This is a genomic window from Acinetobacter sp. ANC_7634, assembly GCF_056779875.1.
In genome coordinates this window covers 48,769-68,507 of the sequence record NZ_JBWYIT010000004.1, presented here as the reverse complement: position 1 = coordinate 68,507, position 19,739 = coordinate 48,769, and the positions used below count along the sequence as shown (strand labels likewise).

Annotated in this window: 21 protein-coding genes; 8 read left to right on the top strand and 13 right to left on the bottom strand. The window is 38.2% G+C overall.

Features of this window, described 5'->3' with window-relative positions:
- The first annotated feature begins 47 nt into the window (after nt 1-47).
- Both AC1M9A_RS06475 and AC1M9A_RS06470 read left to right on the top strand, forming a co-directional pair.
- Nucleotides 48-629: a nicotinate-nicotinamide nucleotide adenylyltransferase gene (locus tag AC1M9A_RS06475; protein WP_481591405.1), complete on the top strand. Its 582-nt coding sequence runs from the start codon at nt 48-50 to the stop codon at nt 627-629.
- A 32-nt stretch (nt 630-661) separates the two neighbouring features.
- On the top strand, nt 662-1,219 hold the full coding sequence (locus AC1M9A_RS06470; protein ID WP_228143107.1) for a YceI family protein: 558 nt from the start codon (nt 662-664) through the stop codon (nt 1,217-1,219).
- 27 nt (nt 1,220-1,246) lie between these two features.
- Here AC1M9A_RS06470 and AC1M9A_RS06465 read toward each other — a convergent pair whose 3' ends face one another.
- On the bottom strand, nt 1,247-2,128 hold the full coding sequence (locus tag AC1M9A_RS06465; RefSeq protein WP_481609925.1) for a LysR family transcriptional regulator ArgP: 882 nt from the start codon (nt 2,126-2,128) through the stop codon (nt 1,247-1,249).
- A gap of 101 nt (nt 2,129-2,229) precedes the next feature.
- On the opposite strand from AC1M9A_RS06465, the gene AC1M9A_RS06460 reads away from it, so the two are divergent.
- Both AC1M9A_RS06460 and AC1M9A_RS06455 read left to right on the top strand, forming a co-directional pair.
- Nucleotides 2,230-2,832: a LysE/ArgO family amino acid transporter gene (locus tag AC1M9A_RS06460; RefSeq protein WP_481609887.1), complete on the top strand. Its 603-nt coding sequence runs from the start codon at nt 2,230-2,232 to the stop codon at nt 2,830-2,832.
- A 392-nt stretch (nt 2,833-3,224) separates the two neighbouring features.
- Nucleotides 3,225-5,339: a TonB-dependent receptor gene (locus tag AC1M9A_RS06455; protein WP_481609886.1), complete on the top strand. Its 2,115-nt coding sequence runs from the start codon at nt 3,225-3,227 to the stop codon at nt 5,337-5,339.
- 58 nt (nt 5,340-5,397) lie between these two features.
- Here the strand turns inward: AC1M9A_RS06455 and AC1M9A_RS06450 are convergent, their stop codons facing one another.
- The 3 genes from AC1M9A_RS06450 to queC form a co-directional block, all read right to left on the bottom strand.
- Nucleotides 5,398-5,859 carry a peroxiredoxin gene (locus AC1M9A_RS06450; protein ID WP_481609885.1) on the bottom strand — a complete coding sequence of 154 codons (462 nt, stop codon included), beginning with the start codon at nt 5,857-5,859 and terminating at the stop codon, nt 5,398-5,400.
- A gap of 87 nt (nt 5,860-5,946) precedes the next feature.
- A complete protein-coding gene (locus AC1M9A_RS06445) occupies nt 5,947-6,360 on the bottom strand; it encodes a hypothetical protein (protein WP_035267219.1) in 414 nt (137 codons plus the stop codon).
- 16 nt (nt 6,361-6,376) lie between these two features.
- On the bottom strand, nt 6,377-7,045 hold the full coding sequence (gene queC, locus AC1M9A_RS06440) for a 7-cyano-7-deazaguanine synthase QueC (RefSeq protein WP_180028449.1): 669 nt from the start codon (nt 7,043-7,045) through the stop codon (nt 6,377-6,379).
- A gap of 277 nt (nt 7,046-7,322) precedes the next feature.
- Between queC and filA the strand changes: the two genes are divergently transcribed.
- Nucleotides 7,323-8,198: a putative pilus system protein FilA gene (filA, locus tag AC1M9A_RS06435; RefSeq protein WP_481587782.1), complete on the top strand. Its 876-nt coding sequence runs from the start codon at nt 7,323-7,325 to the stop codon at nt 8,196-8,198.
- Between the two features lie 72 nt (nt 8,199-8,270).
- Here filA and queE read toward each other — a convergent pair whose 3' ends face one another.
- Complete coding sequence (gene queE, locus AC1M9A_RS06430; protein ID WP_092767073.1) at nt 8,271-8,981, bottom strand: 7-carboxy-7-deazaguanine synthase QueE; 711 nt, start codon at nt 8,979-8,981, stop codon at nt 8,271-8,273.
- A 110-nt stretch (nt 8,982-9,091) separates the two neighbouring features.
- Nucleotides 9,092-9,913, bottom strand: coding sequence for a 2,3,4,5-tetrahydropyridine-2,6-dicarboxylate N-succinyltransferase (dapD, locus tag AC1M9A_RS06425; protein ID WP_035267212.1), 822 nt, complete (start codon nt 9,911-9,913; stop codon nt 9,092-9,094).
- Nucleotides 9,914-10,211: 298 nt separating this feature from the next.
- Here dapD and carO point away from each other — a divergent pair, with 298 nt between their 5' ends.
- A complete protein-coding gene (gene carO, locus AC1M9A_RS06420) occupies nt 10,212-10,940 on the top strand; it encodes an ornithine uptake porin CarO (RefSeq protein ID WP_481609884.1) in 729 nt (242 codons plus the stop codon).
- 94 nt (nt 10,941-11,034) lie between these two features.
- Here the strand turns inward: carO and AC1M9A_RS06415 are convergent, their stop codons facing one another.
- The 7 genes from AC1M9A_RS06415 to AC1M9A_RS06385 all read right to left on the bottom strand — a co-directional run bounded on the left by AC1M9A_RS06415 (nt 11,035) and on the right by AC1M9A_RS06385 (nt 17,720).
- Nucleotides 11,035-11,964, bottom strand: a complete 930-nt coding sequence (locus AC1M9A_RS06415; RefSeq protein WP_481591412.1) for a CysB family HTH-type transcriptional regulator — start codon at nt 11,962-11,964, stop codon at nt 11,035-11,037.
- A gap of 55 nt (nt 11,965-12,019) precedes the next feature.
- Nucleotides 12,020-13,081 carry a sulfate/molybdate ABC transporter ATP-binding protein gene (locus AC1M9A_RS06410; RefSeq protein WP_481609883.1) on the bottom strand — a complete coding sequence of 354 codons (1,062 nt, stop codon included), beginning with the start codon at nt 13,079-13,081 and terminating at the stop codon, nt 12,020-12,022.
- Nucleotides 13,082-13,093: 12 nt separating this feature from the next.
- Nucleotides 13,094-13,984, bottom strand: a complete 891-nt coding sequence (gene cysW / locus AC1M9A_RS06405; protein WP_481609882.1) for a sulfate ABC transporter permease subunit CysW — start codon at nt 13,982-13,984, stop codon at nt 13,094-13,096.
- Nucleotides 13,981-14,814 (bottom strand): sulfate ABC transporter permease subunit CysT, encoded by an 834-nt coding sequence (gene cysT / locus AC1M9A_RS06400; RefSeq protein ID WP_481609881.1) that lies wholly within the window; start codon nt 14,812-14,814, stop codon nt 13,981-13,983. The genes cysW and cysT overlap by 4 nt, the downstream gene beginning before the upstream one ends.
- An 84-nt stretch (nt 14,815-14,898) precedes the next feature.
- The gene (locus tag AC1M9A_RS06395; protein WP_481591413.1) at nt 14,899-15,504 is read right to left on the bottom strand and encodes an alpha/beta hydrolase; all 606 of its coding nucleotides are present in this window, start codon (nt 15,502-15,504) and stop codon (nt 14,899-14,901) included.
- 15 nt (nt 15,505-15,519) lie between these two features.
- Nucleotides 15,520-16,536, bottom strand: a complete 1,017-nt coding sequence (locus tag AC1M9A_RS06390) for a sulfate ABC transporter substrate-binding protein (RefSeq protein ID WP_481609880.1) — start codon at nt 16,534-16,536, stop codon at nt 15,520-15,522.
- 176 nt (nt 16,537-16,712) lie between these two features.
- On the bottom strand, nt 16,713-17,720 hold the full coding sequence (locus AC1M9A_RS06385) for a sulfate ABC transporter substrate-binding protein (RefSeq protein WP_481609879.1): 1,008 nt from the start codon (nt 17,718-17,720) through the stop codon (nt 16,713-16,715).
- Nucleotides 17,721-17,873: 153 nt separating this feature from the next.
- Between AC1M9A_RS06385 and pabC the strand changes: the two genes are divergently transcribed.
- On the top strand, nt 17,874-18,683 hold the full coding sequence (gene pabC / locus AC1M9A_RS06380; protein WP_481609924.1) for an aminodeoxychorismate lyase: 810 nt from the start codon (nt 17,874-17,876) through the stop codon (nt 18,681-18,683).
- 5 nt (nt 18,684-18,688) lie between these two features.
- Nucleotides 18,689-19,738, top strand: coding sequence for an endolytic transglycosylase MltG (gene mltG, locus AC1M9A_RS06375; protein WP_481609878.1), 1,050 nt, complete (start codon nt 18,689-18,691; stop codon nt 19,736-19,738).
- The last annotated feature ends 1 nt before the right edge of the window (nt 19,739 follow it).

The following is a 19,739-nucleotide window of genomic DNA, read 5'->3' as shown; positions in this document are numbered from 1 at the left end:
CTGGCGAAGAGTGACATAACTGATCAGTTCATAAACGTGACTTGGCGATGAATTATAAATTTGATTATTTGGTTTATATCGGACGTTTTCAGCCTTTTCATTTGGCACATATGGAAACCATTAAAATTGCGCTGACGCATAGCCAGAACGTTATTTTAGCGCTTGGTTCTGCTCAATTAGAGCGGAATATAAAAAATCCATTTTTAGCCATTGAACGTGAACAGATGATTTTGTCTAACTTTTCTCCTGATCAACAGGCAAGAATCAAATTTGTACACGTCATTGATGTTTATAATGATGAAAAATGGCAAAAATTGGTCAAATCTTTAGTGGCGGATGTAGTACAGCCAAGTGATCAAGTCGGATTAATCGGTCACTTTAAAGATGACTCATCCTATTATCTAAAATTTTTCCCAGAATGGGAGATGTTGGAACTCGATAGTTTAAAAGGTGCAATTTCTGCAACACCACTTCGTGAAGCATACTATCGGGGGGAAATTATGGAAAAAGAACTTCCCCACGGAACCATTCAATTTTTACAAGCGTTTCAAAATTTAGAAATTTACCAACAACTGAAAACTAAATACCAACGTCAAGACAGTACAAGTTTGAGTGAATCAATTGAATGATTGTGTTTAACACAAGAAAACCGAGGGAAATCGTGCGTACTATTACACAAATGAGTTTGGCCACAGTGCTATTGTCTGCTTCTGTTTTTGCTCAAGCGCAAACATGGACACTATCACCTAGCAGTAAGATCAGCTTTGATATCCGATCTGCAGGAATGTCGATTGTAAATGGGCAATTTCAAAAGTATCAATCACAGATGAATTTTGATCCGGCACAGCCTAATCAAGGTTCAGCTAAATTTGTGATGGATGTGAATAGCCTTAAACTGAGCAAAAACTCTTTAAAGGATATGGTCTTTGGTGACAGTTTCTTTCATGCAAGCAAATATAAAACTGTGACCTTTCAAAGTAATCAAATTCGTGCTTTAGGAAATAATAAATACAAATTTGATGGACAACTCACCATGCGTGGTGTGACACGCCCAGTTTCATTTGATACAACTTTAACTCCAAATGCATCGAATCCAAATGTGTTGAATGTACAATCTTCAACAGTCATCAACCGTAGTGATTTCGGTATGCGCAAAGCGATTGGTGGAATTGGCGAAAAAGTGAATATCAAGCTTGAAGGGCAGTGGAAAGCCAACTAAATCGATGAAAAGAAAGCAGTGATTCACTCACTGCTTTTTTAATGTCATGAGTATGTCAGTAATATGTTTGAGTTGTGGGGACTGCTGTTTCCAATGATGCCAATATAGATCAACGTCTTGTGTTGCCTCAGGCAACAAACAAATCAATAGTCCTTGGTCGAGTAAGTCTTGAACTTGCAGTTCAGGCACCATGCCATAGCCTAAGCCGAGTTGGATTGCATCGACAAATGACTTTGAGGAGGGGACATAATGATATGGATAACTAGATTGCGGTAATCCAAATTGATTCAGTAGAACAGTTTCATGTAAATGATCTTTATCATTAAAGATGACCGCAGGCGCTCGGCGAAAGTAATCGCGATTTAGTCCGTTTTTAAACCATGCTAATTTGAATTCTGGCGTACACACCATTTGATAACGCATCGTGAACAAAAATTCTGAGTGGCAACCTGTCATGGGTTGGGATTCAGCGCTTATACATGCATTTACATAGCCTGATTCCATTAATTGATGCGTATGATCCTGATCATCTATTCGAAGTTGTATTGTGATTTTATGCTCTATTAACTTTTCAGCAATCGCAGGCAAAAGCCAAGTTTCTAATGAATCTGCATTCGTTCCAATGTTAATTTTATAAAACTCAGAATTTTGACTTTTTCCCTGAATAAGCTGCAGAACATTTTCTTCTTGACGCTTTTGCCTTAATAAATGTTCAAGCAATATTTCACCTGAATGTGTCACACGACAAGGTCGTTCTCTCAGGATTAATGTTTGCCCAATCTGCCGTTCTAATTGTTGGATTCGAAGAGTAATTGCAGCCGCAGAGAGACAAAGCTTTTTAGCAGCCAGATCAAAACTTCCAGTTTCCGCCACGGTGATAAACGCGACACAGTCTTTATAATTGAACATCATGATTTAATAAAACTTAATGAACTTAATATTAATTTAATAATACTCAATTTAAGATTGAATTGTTCATAATCCGCCTAATGATAGATATTAGGTGTTTTATGTCTTTATCCGTACTGTTTAATGGCTTTGTAACGAGTTTAAGTTTGATTATGGCGATAGGTGCTCAGAATGCTTTTGTGCTTAAACAGGGCTTAAAAAAAGAATATGTTCTGTCTATTTGCCTCATTTGCGCCTTTTCAGACTCACTTTTAATTTTGGCTGGAGTATTTGGATTTGGGCAGTTTATCTCAGACCATCCACAAGTGATGACATATGCACAATGGGGTGGCGCTGCATTTCTAGTGATATATGGTGTCCATCATTTTTATCAAGCATTTTCGCCCAAAAAAACGATGAGTCTTGATCATCATACGGCTGTTTCATGGTTTAAAATTATTCTCGTTTGCTTGGCATTCACATGGCTGAATCCCCATGTGTATCTAGATACTGTCGTGCTTGTAGGTGCGATATCAACGCAATTTGAAGATCACTTATTATCGTTTGCTATCGGTGCGATCACGGCATCATGGTTATTTTTCTTTAGTTTGGGTTTTGGTGCGCATTATCTATCAGCTTACTTTCACAATCCCCGCGCATGGCAAGTCTTGGATATTTTGATTGCTCTAATTATGTGGTACATCGCCTATAACTTAATTAGTTAACTAGAAATTAAAGCATGGAGTTGTGCAAAAAACATTTTAAAAGACAACTTTTATTTTCCAAATATTTGATCGCAGCATCTGTAACTCTAAGAACCACTTCATAATTTTTGATCATATTTAAAATTTTAATTAATACTGTCTTAGATTATTCATGGCTAGATTCAATGTTCTTCGATCGATAACTTGATATTTATGCTTACTTAAATTTTCAAACTAAGTCGCTCTGAATAAGTTGGACGAGTTACTTTTCTAAGGTTGTAATATGATCGAATATAACTGTGAATTAGCTAAAAACAAAAGTAAATATTAATGATAAAATAATTATAAATAAAAATCATTATCATTTAAATTGTGTATGATGTGCCCAAAACCGTATATAAGAGGGCAACCACGTGAAAAGAAATCTATTATTTTTGTCTTTAGTTTCTATACCATGTTTTGCAGTTGCGCAAGAACCAACACAATTGGCAACTATTGTAGTAAAAGCAGACTCACAAGAAACCGATGTCACAGGTAAACTGAAAAAAAAAGCTACACTGAATATTTTAGGTGAAAAGGATGTGTTAGACACGCCGTTTACCATCCGTAACTACAGCGATCAAGCCATTCAAGATGCACACGCGCATACCATTATGGATGTCCTAAAGATCGACCCAAGTGTTCGTACCACGACCAATAGTGGGCATCTCAATGAAAACTTTAATATCCGTGGTTTCAATGTCAATTGGGATGATCTGAATTTAAATGGGGCTTATGGTATGGCGCCTTCAGGTCGAGTATCTACTGATATTTTGAGTTCAGTTACGGTACTAAAAGGGCCGAATGCATTAATTGCTGGTATGGCACCGGGCGGTAGTGTCGGTGGTGTGATTATCGCTAATACTAAGCGTGCAGAAAAAGAATTAACTCGTGTAACCGCGAATTTTGAAGAGGAAGGCTTTTATAAGTCTGGTTTCGATGTTGCACACCGCTTTGGCCAAGATCAAGAATTTGGCGCACGTCTAAGTGCCAATTATGGTCAAGGTGAGCATGTGGTGGATGGCCTAGAAGATGAAACAATTTCAGCGGTCTTGGGTCTAGATTGGACAACCGATAAAGCAAAAATTAACTTAGATGCTTATTCTACTAAAGACGATCGTAAAGGTGGCTCGCCCGCTATGGTCTCATTTGCCACGTTAGGTAAAGTATTGGATGCACCTGATGGACGTAGTAACTATTTACCCAATCTTTGGGGTAAACAATCTGCGAATTACGTGGGCTTATCAAGTGAATATAAATTACTTGAAAATCTAAAAGCTATTGCAGGGATTGGCACTGCTGAACAGAAGTATCAAGGACATTTATTTGGGACGCGTTTGGTTGTTACAGATGAAACTGGCAATGCAAATTCTCAGTACTATCATGTGAAAATGAACCAACGAAATACTACTGCAAACTTAGGTTTGGAAGGCGCATTTTATACAGGAGATATTCACCACACTGTCGGTCTTAGAGCCGATTATTTGCATCGAGATACGAATATGCACAGTAAAGCAGGTGAAACTAAGTTTGTCACCAACTTGTATAATCCAAGTAATGCAGGTTTTATGCCCAGCGTCCCTGCAATTTCTCAAACCGCAGATAATGACTACATCAGTTATTCATTGACAGATCAGATCTCAATGCTAAATGATAAACTGCAATTTATTCTAGGTGCACGTTATCAAGAGATTGATATTAATAATCCAACAAATCCGAAGAATAATTATAGTGAAAATAAACTATCGCCAAGTTTAGGCATCGTTGTCAAACCTTGGGGTGAAGATATCTCGCTTTATGCAAGTTATGTAGAAGGGTTGTCTCAAGGCAATACTGTAACGACGGAAACAGATGTGAATTTTGGAAAAACATTCACACCATTCCAAACTAAACAGTATGAGGTGGGCGCAAAATATCAACATGGTTCTTGGTTACATACCCTTGCTGCATATCAAATTGAAAAACCAAGTACAATTACAGAGGTTTATGCCACCCCGATCAATGGATCGACTCAGATTACGACCGATGGTGGTGAAACTACCTCGAAAGGACTTGAGTATGGATTCTCAGGCAATGTCACAGATGATGTGATTATTTGGGGTAACTTGGCTTATATTGATGCTGAATATACCAAAGGTATGAGTGGAAAAGTTGAGCTTTCGGGAAATACAGTAGAAGGTCAACCTGAGTTCACAGCAGGGCTTGGCATTGAGTATAAACTCCCGGTGGATGGTTTAAGTGTGAATGCACGTGCTAACTATGTAGATAGCCAATATCTCAACAATACTAATACGCTCGAACTTCCTGACTATACGTTACTCGATATCGGTGCGAAATACACAACCAATCTTGGCGGTGTAGATACGACTTTCCGTGCCAATATTGACAATGTCACAGATGAAAAATATTGGGCGGGTGTATTTAACAGTGGCTTTACCACATTGGGTGCAGGACGTACCTATAAACTTGGCGTAAGCTTTGATTTCTAATTGTAGTTAAAAAAAAATTATAAGTAGATGAAACCCACGTCAATCGTGGGTTTTTTTATTAGTTTTGCAAAGCTTTTAAATCTTCAAGCACTTGTTCAGCATGCCCTGCAGCTTTGACTTTACGATATTCTTTAACGAGTTCGCCTCGATGAAAAATAAAAGTTGAACGCTCAATTCCCATCACTTTTTTTCCATACATATTTTTCTCTTTAATCACATCAAAGTGTTGGCAAAGCACTTCTTCTTTATCGCTAATCAAATCGATTGTTAAAGCTTGCTTTTCGGTGAAGTTTTGATGGGCTTTTACTGAGTCTCTAGAAACACCGAAAATAGTGGTATGAAGCGCATCAAACTGATCTTTCAAACATGAAAAACCAACAGCTTGCGTTGTACACCCAGGCGTTGAATCTTTTGGATAAAAATAAATGATGAGCCAATCTGCATTCAACTCAGTTAAATTCACAGAACCTGTAGTCGTTGGGAATGTTTGATTGGGTAAACTAATCGTTTCCGTAGACATTATATTTTCCTCAAAATTTGTCACTACATTTATAGGGGAATTCAAAAAAAATAGCCACACGAGGTGGCTATCTTATGTTAACTGCGATTATTTTTTAGCTTGTGCTGCTTTCATTGCTTCCTCTGTTAACGACTGTAGCTTAGACGTTAACTGTGGACCGAAGCATGCTTGAAGATCAGCGTTCTGTTTCTTCACGATAGCTAAGGTAGAAGGGCTTTTCTTTTGGTTAATCGCACTTTGGATTTCCCATTTTTGAGCATTAGTGAGCTTCCCGTCTGCTTCAATTGCACAAGTACAATATTTGCTGACTTCAGCAGCAGAAAGCTTATTCCCTTTAGCAGTTTCTTCCTTACAAACATTAATCAGTGCAGATTTTACGTTAGTACTTTTGTAGGCTTGCTGCATTTTATTATTCGGCTCATTTGCTTGAGCAGCAGAACCAAAAAGTGCTGCAGCAGAAACAATGGCTGAAAGAATAATGTTTGATTTTAAATTTTTCATATATGGCACCCTGTTATTACGGTATATAACGAGTTGGGTCTTCAACACCTGCATCTGCAAAACCTTGTTTACGCAAACGACAGCTGTCGCATTTTCCACAAGCTCGTCCTTGGTCATCTGCTTGATAGCATGACACCGTTTGACTGTAGTCTACGCCATGTTCGATGCCTAAGCGAATAATATTTGCTTTGGATAATTGTAGTAAAGGTGTTTCAAATTTAAGAGGTTTTCCTTCCACACCTACTTTTGTCGCTAATCTTGCCATATTGGCAAATGCTTCAATAAATTCTGGTCGACAATCTGGATAACCCGAATAATCTACCGCATTAATTCCAATTACGATGGCTTCTGCGTCAAACACTTCTGCTGCTGCAAGTGCATAAGACAGGAAAATCGTATTACGTGCTGGAACATAAGTGACAGGGATGCCTTCTTGTTCTTGATCAGGAACATCAATGGAATGATCAGTTAATGCAGAACCACCTAAATTACCCAAATCTATATTAATCACGCGATGTTCAACGCCTGCTTGTTGTGTCAGTTTACGTGCAGCATCCAATTCAGTTGTTGAGCGTTGACCATACATAAAACTTAAAGCGATACATTCATAGCGTGCTTGCGCCCAAGCCAAGCAAGTCGTTGAGTCTAAACCACCTGATAACAATACAATGGCACGAGGGCGCATAGGAGAACTCCAAAAAATTAAAGTAAATAAAAAATGAATTATAACTGATTATATAAAGAATAATGGGGTATAAATTTTTTGAATATATAGATCTGCATAAGTCACAAAACTAAATGAGATCATTATAAAGAACACGAAATGTTCGTTTTAGAAGATGAGATAAAACTCTCTTTTGAGTCGAATAAAGTTTAAACAGTTGTTGTTTTTGTTTAAATATTAAATATAATTTAACAAATACTTGATTAAAACTTACAAAAATAATTTTTACGGAATGAAAATGAATCAAATTAATACTTTAATTTTAACCACTGCTGCGTTGATCAGTACAAATTCTTTTGCATTTGAGGAGCTTTCAGATCAAGAATTGTCAACATATGCAGCACAAGATGGTATTACGATTAGCCTTTTACCAGGTGGACCCATTCAAGCTGATTTGATTTGGCACGATAACAGTGGATTCGGGCCAGATTACAACGAAGGAAACACAAAAGCAGGTGCCTTAATTTTCGGTACAGCGAATGGTCGTAGTAAGAATCCATTATCACTTTCTTCTGGTTCGGCAGATATTAGTATTACCTTAAAAATCGATGCTCAAGGAGGGAGTAGTACTACAGGCCCTTTTCTGAATTTAGGTGTATTTGTTCCTGAAGATATTATTATTAATACCGGTGATATTTGGGTGGGTAAATCGGGTCAAGTTAGTCCAACAGGACGAGGCTATAGTGACCCCGTTAAAATAATGGATAATATGAAATTTTATGTATCCAATCTCTCTACCAATATTCAGCTCGGTTCAGCACCTCAAGGCAGTCTTTTAAAACTGAATGGAATATTTAAAGACGGCTTACGTTTAGAGGGCTTCAAAGTCCACGATCATGATGGTGGTGGCGCATTCGGAATAGAATTTATTAATTTAAAAAATACTCAACCAGGGCGTTTCGGCATCAATAATCTTGATTTCGATGTTGCAGGTTCGATACGTACAGATGGACTGGAACTCAAAATAAATCGTCTTGGAGATCAAAATGGTTTTAATGCCATGTTATGGGGGGTAGGCGTTGGGGATGCATCAACAATAAATAATAAGATTGGGGATATTTCAATGAAAGGGATTAATTTGAATGGCACGACCATTAAAGTGTCAGCACACTAAAAGATCATTTTGTCTCAAACAACAGTACAGAAAAGTGCTGTACTGTTTTAATTTGAGCTATTTTTTTACGTTTTAACGACCTGTTTCGTCATTCCAGAGCAACTTATGTAATTGAAGCTGGAAACGAACTGGTAAGTGATCCTCTAAGATCCATTGTGCTAAATCACGCGCAAGTTGCGGTAACTTTGCAGCACCTTTTTCTACAGCAAACGCAGGTGAGAACCAAACGGTACTTACACGCTTGTGCAATTCATATTGATTCACTTGTTGTTTAGACCATTCATAATCTTCACGATTGCATATGACAAATTTAATCTGATCATGTTGAGTTAAATGGTCTAAATTACTCATTAAATTACGTGAGTCTTCACCTGAAGTTGGTGTTTTTAAATCTAAGACTTTAGAAACTCTACGATCCACTTTTGAAACATCTAGCGCTCCACTCGTTTCAAGTGAAACTTCACAGCCTAAATCTGCTAGACGCTCCATGAGCGGTAATGCATTGGGTTGGGCTAATGGTTCACCACCAGTAACACAAATATAAGGTGTTTTAAAATCAAGCGTGGTCTGGATAATATCCTCTAAAGACTGACGTTCACCGCCTTCAAAAGAGTAGGTGGTATCACAATAAGTACAACGCAGTGGACAACCTGTTAAGCGTATAAACACTGTAGGTAAGCCTGAAGTGTTGGCTTCACCTTGTAATGAATAGAAGATCTCCGTAATACGTAACCCCGCAGACGGATCAGAAACAGGAATAGCGGAAGATCGCAAATTACTCATATCGACAAAACCAAACTAAAATAGAGATTATATAAAAGAAAAATCTCTACGATTATTACTAACCGTAGAGATGTGGAGTGTAACTCCAAATACTATAAAGTATAAAAAAATTAGTCAGCGCGTAATAAGTCGTTCAAACTTGTTTTAGCACGAGTCTGAGCATCGACTTTTTTCACAATGATTGCAGCATACAAGCTGTATTTACCGCATTTAGAAGGAAGGCTACCAGAAACTACCACTGAACCTGCTGGAACACGACCGTAGTGAATTTCACCTGTTTCACGGTCATAAATCTTAGTTGATTGACCAATGTAAACACCCATTGAAATCACTGAGCCTTCTTCAACGATTACACCTTCAACGATTTCAGAACGTGCACCGATAAAACAATTGTCTTCAATGATCGTAGGGTTCGCTTGAAGAGGCTCAAGTACACCGCCAATCCCAACACCACCAGAAAGGTGAACATTTTTACCAATTTGCGCACATGAACCTACAGTCGCCCATGTATCAACCATTGTACCTTCATCAACATAAGCACCAATGTTGACATAAGATGGCATAAGTACAACATTCTTAGCTTGATAAGAACCTTTGCGTGCAACTGCAGGCGGTACAACACGTACACCAGCTGCTTTAAATTGCTCTTCAGTCCAACCTGTAAATTTAGTGTCTACTTTGTCATAGAATTGGAGATCGCATGATTCGATTGGTTTATTATCATTAAGTTTGAATGACAATAGAACAGCTTTTTTTAACCATTGATGAACAACCCATTCACCATTAATCTTTTCAGCAACACGTAATGAACCATTATCTAAGCCAGCAATTGCTTCCTCGACTGCTTGGCGAATTTCAGCAGGGCAATCTGTAGCTGTGAAGTTTGCACGATCTTCAAACGCTTGTTCGATGATTGACGAAAGCTGAGACATAATCTTCTCTTCCAAAAAAAATTTCAAAGATTTTACACTAAATTGATTATAAAAATTACAATTAATCCTGAAAAAATGTCCGACAATAATGACTATTCTTTATAAGTATGTTAATAAAAGTTAATAAAAGACTTAAGTGCAAATTATTTATAAAACAACAACTAAATCAAAATTGTATCAAAAAATAACAAAAAAGCATCAATTTGAATATTAACCAGCTTTGAAATCTCCATTAAGATGCTTCCGAGTCGAACACATTAATGATTAAAGAACAACTCATTTCTTTGAGGAGAAAAAAATGAAAGTGTTAAAATTACTCGCTGTTACAACAGCATTATCTGTTTCAGGCTTCGCTATGGCGGACACTCAAGTTGTACGTACAGGTAATGTATTTGAAGCTAATCAATTAATCCCTACTGGTGTTCGTGCTGAAGTTGGTACAACTGGTTACGGTGGTGCATTACTTTGGACTGCTAACCCATACGTTGGTCTTGCTTTAGGTTACAACGGTGGTGATATTTCTTGGACTGATGATTTGTCTATTGATGGTACGAAATATGATCTAGATATGGATAATAACGTTGCTTATTTAAACGCTGAAATTCGTCCTTGGGGTGCGAGTGAAAATCCTTGGGCTCAAGGGTTATATATGGCAGCGGGTGTAGGTTATGTCGATACAAAATACGATTTAACTAAACGTTCATCTGACGGCACTATTGAAATAAACGGAACTAATTATTCTTACAATGGTTCTGTAAATGGTAAACTTGATTATCAAAATGATATCGCTCCTTATGTAGGTTTTGGCTTTGCGCCAAAAATTACTAAAAATATAGGTGTCTTTGGTGAAGTTGGTGCGTTCTATACCGGTAATCCGAACGTGCAATTGGATAAAGATGGAACATTCGTAAATGCAGCGGGTGGTAATGCTTCAGCTGACTTACGAGCTGAAGAAAATAAAATCCGTAATGATGACAAATACGAATGGCTTCCAGTTGGTAAAGTGGGTGTGAGCTTCCACTGGTAAGATCCAATTAAAAAAACGAGCTTCGGCTCGTTTTTTTATGCAAGTTAATGCAAATAATAAAGGCGCTATAGGCGCCTTTATTATTTGTAGCTTGTTAATCTTCAGGATAAGCCACACGCTTTAACGCTTTGATATCAGCACTAGGTGCACATAGCGAAATAAACTCGTAACCGTATCCACGTAATAAATGACCTTTACGAACAGCAATCCAAGTGGTATTTACCCCAAATAAATCAGTATCAATTTGTTTTAAGCGATGATCTCGTTCTGTATCGTATGCTACATCGTTGACAATCCCGACACCCATACCTAATTCAACATAAGTTTTGATTACATCAGCATCAAGCGCAGACATCACTAAATCAACATCAAGTCCTGAGTCTTCAAAGGCTTTATCAATCTTTGAACGTCCCGTAAAACCACCGTGATAGGTAATAATCGGATACTCTGCCAAATGTTCTAAGCTAATCTCTCGTGATGCTATTTGAGTAAGTGGATGACCTTGAGGCGTAATAATACTGTGTTTCCAGTTATAAAAAGGAACACTTGCTAAGTTTTCTTCAGTAGTCAGATTCTCAGTAGCAATACCAATATCTGCATCGCCTAAAAGTAACATTTCAGTGATTTCAGTTGGACTTGCTTGTTGCAAAATCAAATGGACTTTCGGAAATAATTTTTTGAATGAATTTACGATTGGTGGTAATACATATCGCGCTTGAGTATGAGTGGTTGCGATGGTTAATGTACCTTCATCTACACGATTAAAATCATCGGCTAATCTTTTAATATTGTCTGCATCGACCAGCATGCGCTCCACAATACCGAGCAAAGCTTGACCAGGTTCAGTTAACCCTAATAAGCGTTTACCTTTTCGGATAAATAGTTGAACACCTAATTCATCTTCTAAATCTTTAATATGTTTACTTACGCCTGATTGAGACGTGTAAAGGGCAGCGGAAGCTTCCGTTAAATTAAAATTTTGTCTGACGGTTTCTCGAATAATTCTTAATTGTTGAAAGTTCATAGTCTTTGTTACCTTTAAAATGATGGGGCTATATAAAAGCCCCATCTACACATTTTTATGCGTTTTCTTGTGCAAATAAGTGCAATGTATTAGTCGTTAACCAAACCGATTGATTTGGGCGGAATTCATGCAGTTTAGCTTCATCTGGAGTAAGTAGAATTTCGATGAGATTGCCATCTTGACCTTGAAGTTCGGCAACCACTTTTCCTGCAATCCAAACTTCACGTAAGAACGTTGCTTGAATTGCATTGTCTGTAGGTTGAGCGTGAATTTGGAACTCATCTGGTCGAATGAAGGCAATCACTTTACCTTCAGGGGCATCTTTAGCTAAAGGCAGTTGAATGCGATCATTTCCTATCTGTACGATTCCCGCTTGATTATGACCTTCGAACTTATTGGCTTGACCTAAGAAGTCAAATACAAAAGGCGTTGCTGGTTTTTCATAAACTTCACGAGGTGAGCCAATTTGTTCAACATTACCTTTATTCATTACAATGATTTGATCTGCAACTTCAAGCGCTTCTTCTTGATCGTGGGTTACAAAAATCGAGGTGATGTGGAGTTCATCATGTAAAGTTCTCAGCCAGCGACGTAACTCTTTACGAACTTTTGCATCAAGTGCGCCAAATGGCTCATCCAGAAGTAGTACACGAGGTTCAACTGCAAGCGCACGTGCAAGTGCAATACGTTGACGCTGTCCACCAGACAATTGTGCTGGATAACGATCTGCTAAGAATCCTAATTGAACTAAATCGAGTAGTCGTGTAACCCGTTTTTTTATTTCAGATTCTGAGGGGCGTGTAGAACGTGGACGAACACGTAAACCAAAAGCAATATTGTCAAATACTGTCATATGACGGAATAAAGCATAATGTTGGAATACGAAGCCAACTTGACGTTCACGGACATGAACATTCGTTGAATCTTGACCTTCGAGGATCACTTGACCGCTGTCGGCAGATTCAAGACCAGCAATAATGCGAAGTAGAGTTGTTTTACCGCAGCCTGAAGGTCCTAATAATGCTACGAGTTGGCCATCAGGAAAATCTAGGGAGATATTGTTTAGTGCATGGAAAGCACCAAAGTGTTTTTCAATATTTTTAACTTGAATACTCATCGGATACTTCCTTTAAACTGTAGAATCTTCGTTACGTTTGCTTAATTTCTCTTGGCGAATTTCGACCCATGTTTTAAGAATCAAGGTCACAATCGCCAATAAAGCCAAGAGGGATGAAACAGCAAATGCTGCACTAAAGGTATATTCGTTGTAGAGAATCTCTACATGCAGTGGCAATGTATTGGTCTCTCCACGAATATGACCCGATACTACAGAGACTGCCCCGAATTCACCCATTGCACGTGCGTTACAAAGAATAACCCCGTATATCAAGCCCCATTTAATATTTGGAATCGTGATTTTCCAAAAAGTTTGCCAGCCTGAAGCTCCTAAAACGATTGCCGCTTCCTCTTCTTCTGTACCTTGAGCTTCCATCAGTGGAATGAGCTCACGCGCCACAAAAGGAACTGTAATAAAGATGGTTGCTAGTACAATTGCTGGAACGGCATATAGAATCTTAATGTCGTTATCCATCAGCCACCCACCGAACCAACCTTGCGTACCAAACATCAATACCAACATCAGACCTGCGATTACGGGAGATACTGAGAAAGGCATATCAATAATCGTGGTCAATATGGATTTACCACGGAAATTAAATTTCGCAACAGACCAAGCTGCCGCCACACCAAATACTACGTTGAGCGGTACAGCAATTGTAGCTGTCAGTAAGGTGAGCTTTACAGCCGACAATGTATCTGGATGAACTAAAGCTTGCGCATAAACGCCGATACCCTGTTTGAATGCTTCAACAAAAACTAAAATCAAAGGCAGGATTAAGCAATTGAGGAAGAAAATCATGGCAATGACAATGAGTGTATAACGAACCCAAGTCGGTTCTCGCGTCGCATCACGAGATTGCAATTTTTCCGCTAAAGCATTGCTATTTGTATTCAAACTCATTGTGCAGTTCTCCCTGTACGACGACTCGCCCATGCTTGTAACAAGTTAATCAAGAACAAGATAGCGAATGAAATAAGGAGCATGACAACGGCGATCGTCGTTGCACCTGCATAGTCATATTCTTCCAATCGAGAAATAATCATTAATGGCGCAATTTCAGTTTCGAAGGGTTGATTACCTGCGATAAAGATGACCGAACCATATTCACCCACGCCACGGGCAAATGCGAGAGCAAATCCTGTGATTAATGCAGGGAAAAGAATCGGTAAAATCACTTTGGCTACAATTTGTAGTCGATTTGCACCCAATGCTGACGCTGCTTCCTCAAGTTCAGTCTCTAAGTCACTTAGTACAGGTTGTACTGTACGAACCACAAAAGGTAAGCCAATAAATATCAGGGCTAATGTAATCCCAATAGGGCTATAAGCGACTTGAATTCCTAAGGGTTCAAGATATTGACCAATCCAGCCTGTGGGAGCATATAAAGATGTTAATGCAATCCCAGCAACAGCTGTTGGTAACGCAAAGGGTAAATCAACCAATGCATCAACAATTCGTTTACCAGGGAAACTATAGCGCACGAGACACCAAGCGAGTAATAAGCCAAATACAACATTAATGAAGGCAGCAATGAGTGCAGCACTGAAACTTAGTTGTAATGATTTTAAGATACGCTCAGAACTTAAAATCTCCCATAAACCTTCCCAGCCAATACCTAAAGACTTAATAAAAACAGCCGACAAGGGTATGAGCACAATTAAAGATAAATACGCTAGGGTAAAGCCTAGAGATAGACCAAATCCTGGCAGCACTCGGGATCGCTGCGACATGACTACTCCTCAAATGAGAGAAAAAGCTTACCGAAATCAATAAGCAATTGAATTAAAAAATTTATCAAGAATAAGTGGCGAACTTTAAATTGCAAATTTGTAATACAACTTGCCATTATCAATACTATTGATATAGTTCGACAGCTTATCATGAATCAAAAAATCGAAGATCTCTGGAAATGGTCCAAATCCTGAATCAACATTAATATGACCAACTTGACCTAAGTTAATCGGTTTTACACCCCATGATTTTGCTAGTTTTTTTGCATCCTCAAAACCTAACCACGGATCATTTTCACTGATGAGCATTTTTGTGGGAACGCTAATCTTAATTTGATGAAAGTAAAAACTATAATCAGTCAAACTCAAACGAGCAAAACCATTCTCACCAAAACGACTTGGATTGGCTGGTGCAACTAAAACCAGTTGTTTAACTTTCTGTGCTATTTCTGGGTGCTGATGCAGAGCAGCGACAGACGTTAAACAGCCAAAACTATGTGCAACAATCTGTACGGGTGCATCTATCTGCGAAATTTTTTCTACAAAACGATGGATCCAATCTGAGAGTAAAGGAAAGTTCCAATCATCTAGTTGAACACGTGAGCATGGCATGACTTGACGTTGCAACCATGATTGCCAATGATTTTCATCACTTCCGCCGACGCCGGGTACAATGAGTGTATGTATCATGTCATGCTCCATTGGTTATTTTTTTGTGTTATTTGCTTTGGTAATTTGGTCAAAAATACCATTATTCTCAAAATGAGCTTTTTGTACTTTCGCCCAGCCACCAAACTCTTGATCAATTGTGACCAATTTCAGTGGCTTAAATGTTGATGAATATTGTTTTAATACAGTTTGATTACGCGGACGATAGAAATTCTTTGCGGCAATATGTTGTCCTTTAGGCGAGTAAAGGAAATTCAAATAACCTTGCGCCAAATATTTATTGCCTGATTTTTCTGCATTTTTTTCAACGATCGCTACAGGTGGTTCAGCAAGTATAGAAAGTGTTGGCGTCACAATTTCAAATTTACCTGGTTGTTCACGCAGTGCTAAATGAGCTTCATTTTCCCAAGCAAGCAAAACATCGCCAATACCGCGTTCAGCAAAAGTTGTAGTTGAGCCACGAGCGCCAGAATCTAAGACCTTGGTTTGTTTATAAATTTGTTGAACAAATTGTTGTGCTTTGGCGTCATTTCCACCTGGTTGGTGTTTAGCCCATGCCCAAGCCGCTAAATAATTCCAACGTGCGCCACCTGACGTCTTAGGGTTTGGTGTAATAATTTCCACACCCGGTTTTACTAAATCACCCCAGTCTTTAATATTTTTTGGATTTCCTTTTTTGACGAGGAAAACGATTGTGGAAGTGTAGGGTGTGGAATTATGAGGGAATTTTTTCTGCCAATCTTTTGGTAATAAATTGGTTCTTTCAGCAATCGCATCAATGTCAGCTGCGAGTGCGAGAGTCACGACATCTGCATTTAAACCATCAATGACTGCACGCGCTTGTTTACCTGAACCGCCATGTGACTGACGAAAGTTGACGTTTTGCCCAGTCCGAGATTTCCAATACGCACCAAATTCTTTATTTACTTCTACGTAGAGTTCACGAGTAGGATCGTAAGAGACGTTTAATAAATCTTTAGCGGAAGCGCTAAGCGAAGCAGCCGAAACAAAAGCTGCGAGAACCCCAAGTTTTAATTTAGCTGAAAAGCGCATGGCAACCTCAAAAGAAAATATTCTGTTACATGGCACTAGAATAAATCTAACCTTTATGCATAAAAAATAATTAAAAATGAATTTTATATGAAAAAAAAAGATTTAGATGTATTGTTAAAAAAATACCGATCATGAATATGATCGGTACGTCATAAGTTAAAGCTTAAATCTTAATTTTATTTATTACTGTTTGCTTTGACAATTTGATCGAATATCCCGCCATTATCAAAATGTTGTTTTTGGACTTTTGTCCAACCTCCAAACTCTTTATCAATCGTGACTAATTTCAAAGGTTTAAACACGGATTGATATTTTGAAAGTACCGTTGCATTTCGTGGTCGATAAAAGTTTTTGGCAGCAATGGTTTGACCAGCTGGAGAATACAGATAATTCAAATAAGCTTTTGCGACATTGAGGTTGCCATCTTTTTGCGCATTTTTCTCAACAATTGCTGCAGGGGGCTCAGCAAGAATGGAAAGTGTTGGTGTAATGATTTCAAATTTTCCAGGTTGTTCACGAAGAGCTAAATGTGCTTCATTCTCCCAAGCCAGGAGTACATCTCCAATGCCACGCTCTGCAAAAGTTGTTGTTGCACCACGTGCACCAGAGTCTAGCACTTTAGTATTTTTATAAATTTGTCGTACAAATTCTTGTGCTTTAGCATCGTTACCGCCGGGTTGGTGTTTTGCCCAAGCCCATGCTGCTAAGTAATTCCAACGCGCACCACCTGACGTCTTAGGGTTTGGCGTAATAATTCCAACATCTTTTTTAATCAAGTCTCCCCAGTCTTTGATCCCTTTGGGATTGCCTTTTTTGACTAAAAACACGATGGTTGAGGTATAGGGTGTAGAGTTCTGTGGGAATTTTTTCTGCCAGTCTTTTGGTAATAAATTGGTTTTTTCAGCAATCGCATCAATATCTGCTGCGAGTGCGAGAGTCACGACATCTGCATCTAGGCCATCAATGACCGCACGGGCTTGTTTACCAGATTCACCATGAGATTGTTTAAAATTCAAATCTTGACCAGTCTGCTTTTTCCAATATGCTCCAAACTCTTTATTAAAGTTGTAATAAAGTTCGCGAGTTGGATCATATGAAACATTTAAAAAATCTTTTGCGAGTGTGGAAACAGAAGTGACTGAAAGTAAAGCTGCAAAGACCCCAATTTTAAAAGAACGCATCATTATTCCTATGTGTTTGTCGTTTTTTGATGATTTGAGCATAGGGAAATTTTTTAAAATAAAAAAATAAGAAGAAATGAAAAAGTTATGATCAAAACAGCTATTCATTTTGTGAGTGACTTTTTACACTATGAGAAAGGAATGAGGTTGCTTGAAATGATCTGTTTAAAAAATGCCAAGCCAATGGATGCAATAACTATTTTGGATCGTGGCTTCCATTATGGGGATGGCTGTTTTACCACGGCAAGAATTCGAAATAATAAAATTGAATTATTTGAACGTCATTTAAAAAGATTGAATACCGCCATTGAGCGATTGTCACTTCAAGCTAATCTTGACTATATTGCTGAGTCTATCCAGTATTTACAGCAAGAATATGAGCAATTAAACGGGACGATTAAAATTGTACTGAGTCGAGGCGAGGGGCAACGAGGATACAGTTTACCTCATCATTCAGCAGATCTTTGGTTGTATTATTATCCGCAAAACGTGACTGATCATCACTATGAAGTCATTGAGAGTGGTTTACTTGAGCGAGTAATGGGTTTAACCATGCCACAATTGGTGGGAATTAAATCACTGAATCGGTTAGAACAAGTGTTACTAAAGCAGGAAGCCGATGAGAAGGGTTTTCAAGAAGCTTTAGTTATAGATGTTCAAGGCTATATTGTTGAAGGAATCAGCAGTAACTGCTTTATACGATTGAATGATACGTGGATTTGTCCTGAACTTCGTTATAATGGCGTTCATGGGGTGATGCGTGCTGAAATTTTGGAGCGTATGAATCATTATTGTATAACGTTCCAAAAAAGAGTAATTGATTTGAATGAACTTCTTCACATTCAAAGTGTATTTTATTGTAATGCGCTCCACCCAATGAAAATCGCCTCTTGCCTTGATGATCGTCGATTAGATACACAAGCGTGTATTGATCTTTTTCACCACCTTCAACTTAATCAGATTTAAAGCTTATGTCCTCTCCTCAGAAATCAACAAAGAAAAAGAACAGCAAGACATCCTTTAAACCTAAAGCGCTTTTACTCATTATTGCAGGCCTAATGTTGCTTGCAACCATGATTCTATCTGCAAGTCTATGGAAGGATTATCCTGTAGAGGGTAAAAAGCAAATGCTCGCGATTAATCATGGTGATACTTACTCACAATTTATTGATCGTTTAGCTCAAAATAAACAAGTTTCATTTCCCATTATTTTAAAGATTTATCAACGATTGATGATTCATGACAGCATGAAAGCTGGAGTTTATGAAGTTAAAGAGGGAATGAGTGTCCGTCAAGTTCTAGACATGATTTCGAATTCTGAAAATGCACAATTGAATCGAATTTTGGTCATTGAGGGTACAACATTTAAGCAGTTAAAAAATGCACTTAAGAATGATGAATTGGTGACGAAAGAGCTGGTTCATTTGAGCGATGCAGAAATATTAAAGGAATTGAATATTCCATTTTCACATCCAGAAGGATTGTTTGCGCCAAATACTTATTTTTTTGCAAAGGGTGAAACAGATCGTAAAATTTTAACTGATTTGTATCAACACCAGATGAAGGCGCTAGATAAAGCCTGGGAAAATCGAGCTTCTGATTTGCCGTATAAAAATAAATATGAAGCGCTCATCATGGCATCAATTATTGAGAAAGAAACCAATGTTGATTATGAGTTAGATAAAGTCTCGGGCGTATTCGTTCGTCGATTAAAAATTGGTATGCGTTTACAAACTGATCCAACCGTCATTTACGGTATGGGCGATAAATATACGGGTAACATTACCCGTAAAGATTTAAGAACGCCAACACCATATAACACTTATACGAATTACGGATTGCCACCAACACCGATCGCATTACCAAGTGATAAAGCGATCGAAGCGGCAATGCATCCAGATCATTCTGACTATATTTATTTTGTGGCGACTGGAAATGGAGGTCACAAATTCAGTACCAATCTAGATGACCATAATCGCGCTGTTCAAGAATATCTTGCTGTGATTCGATCTAAAAAGTAAG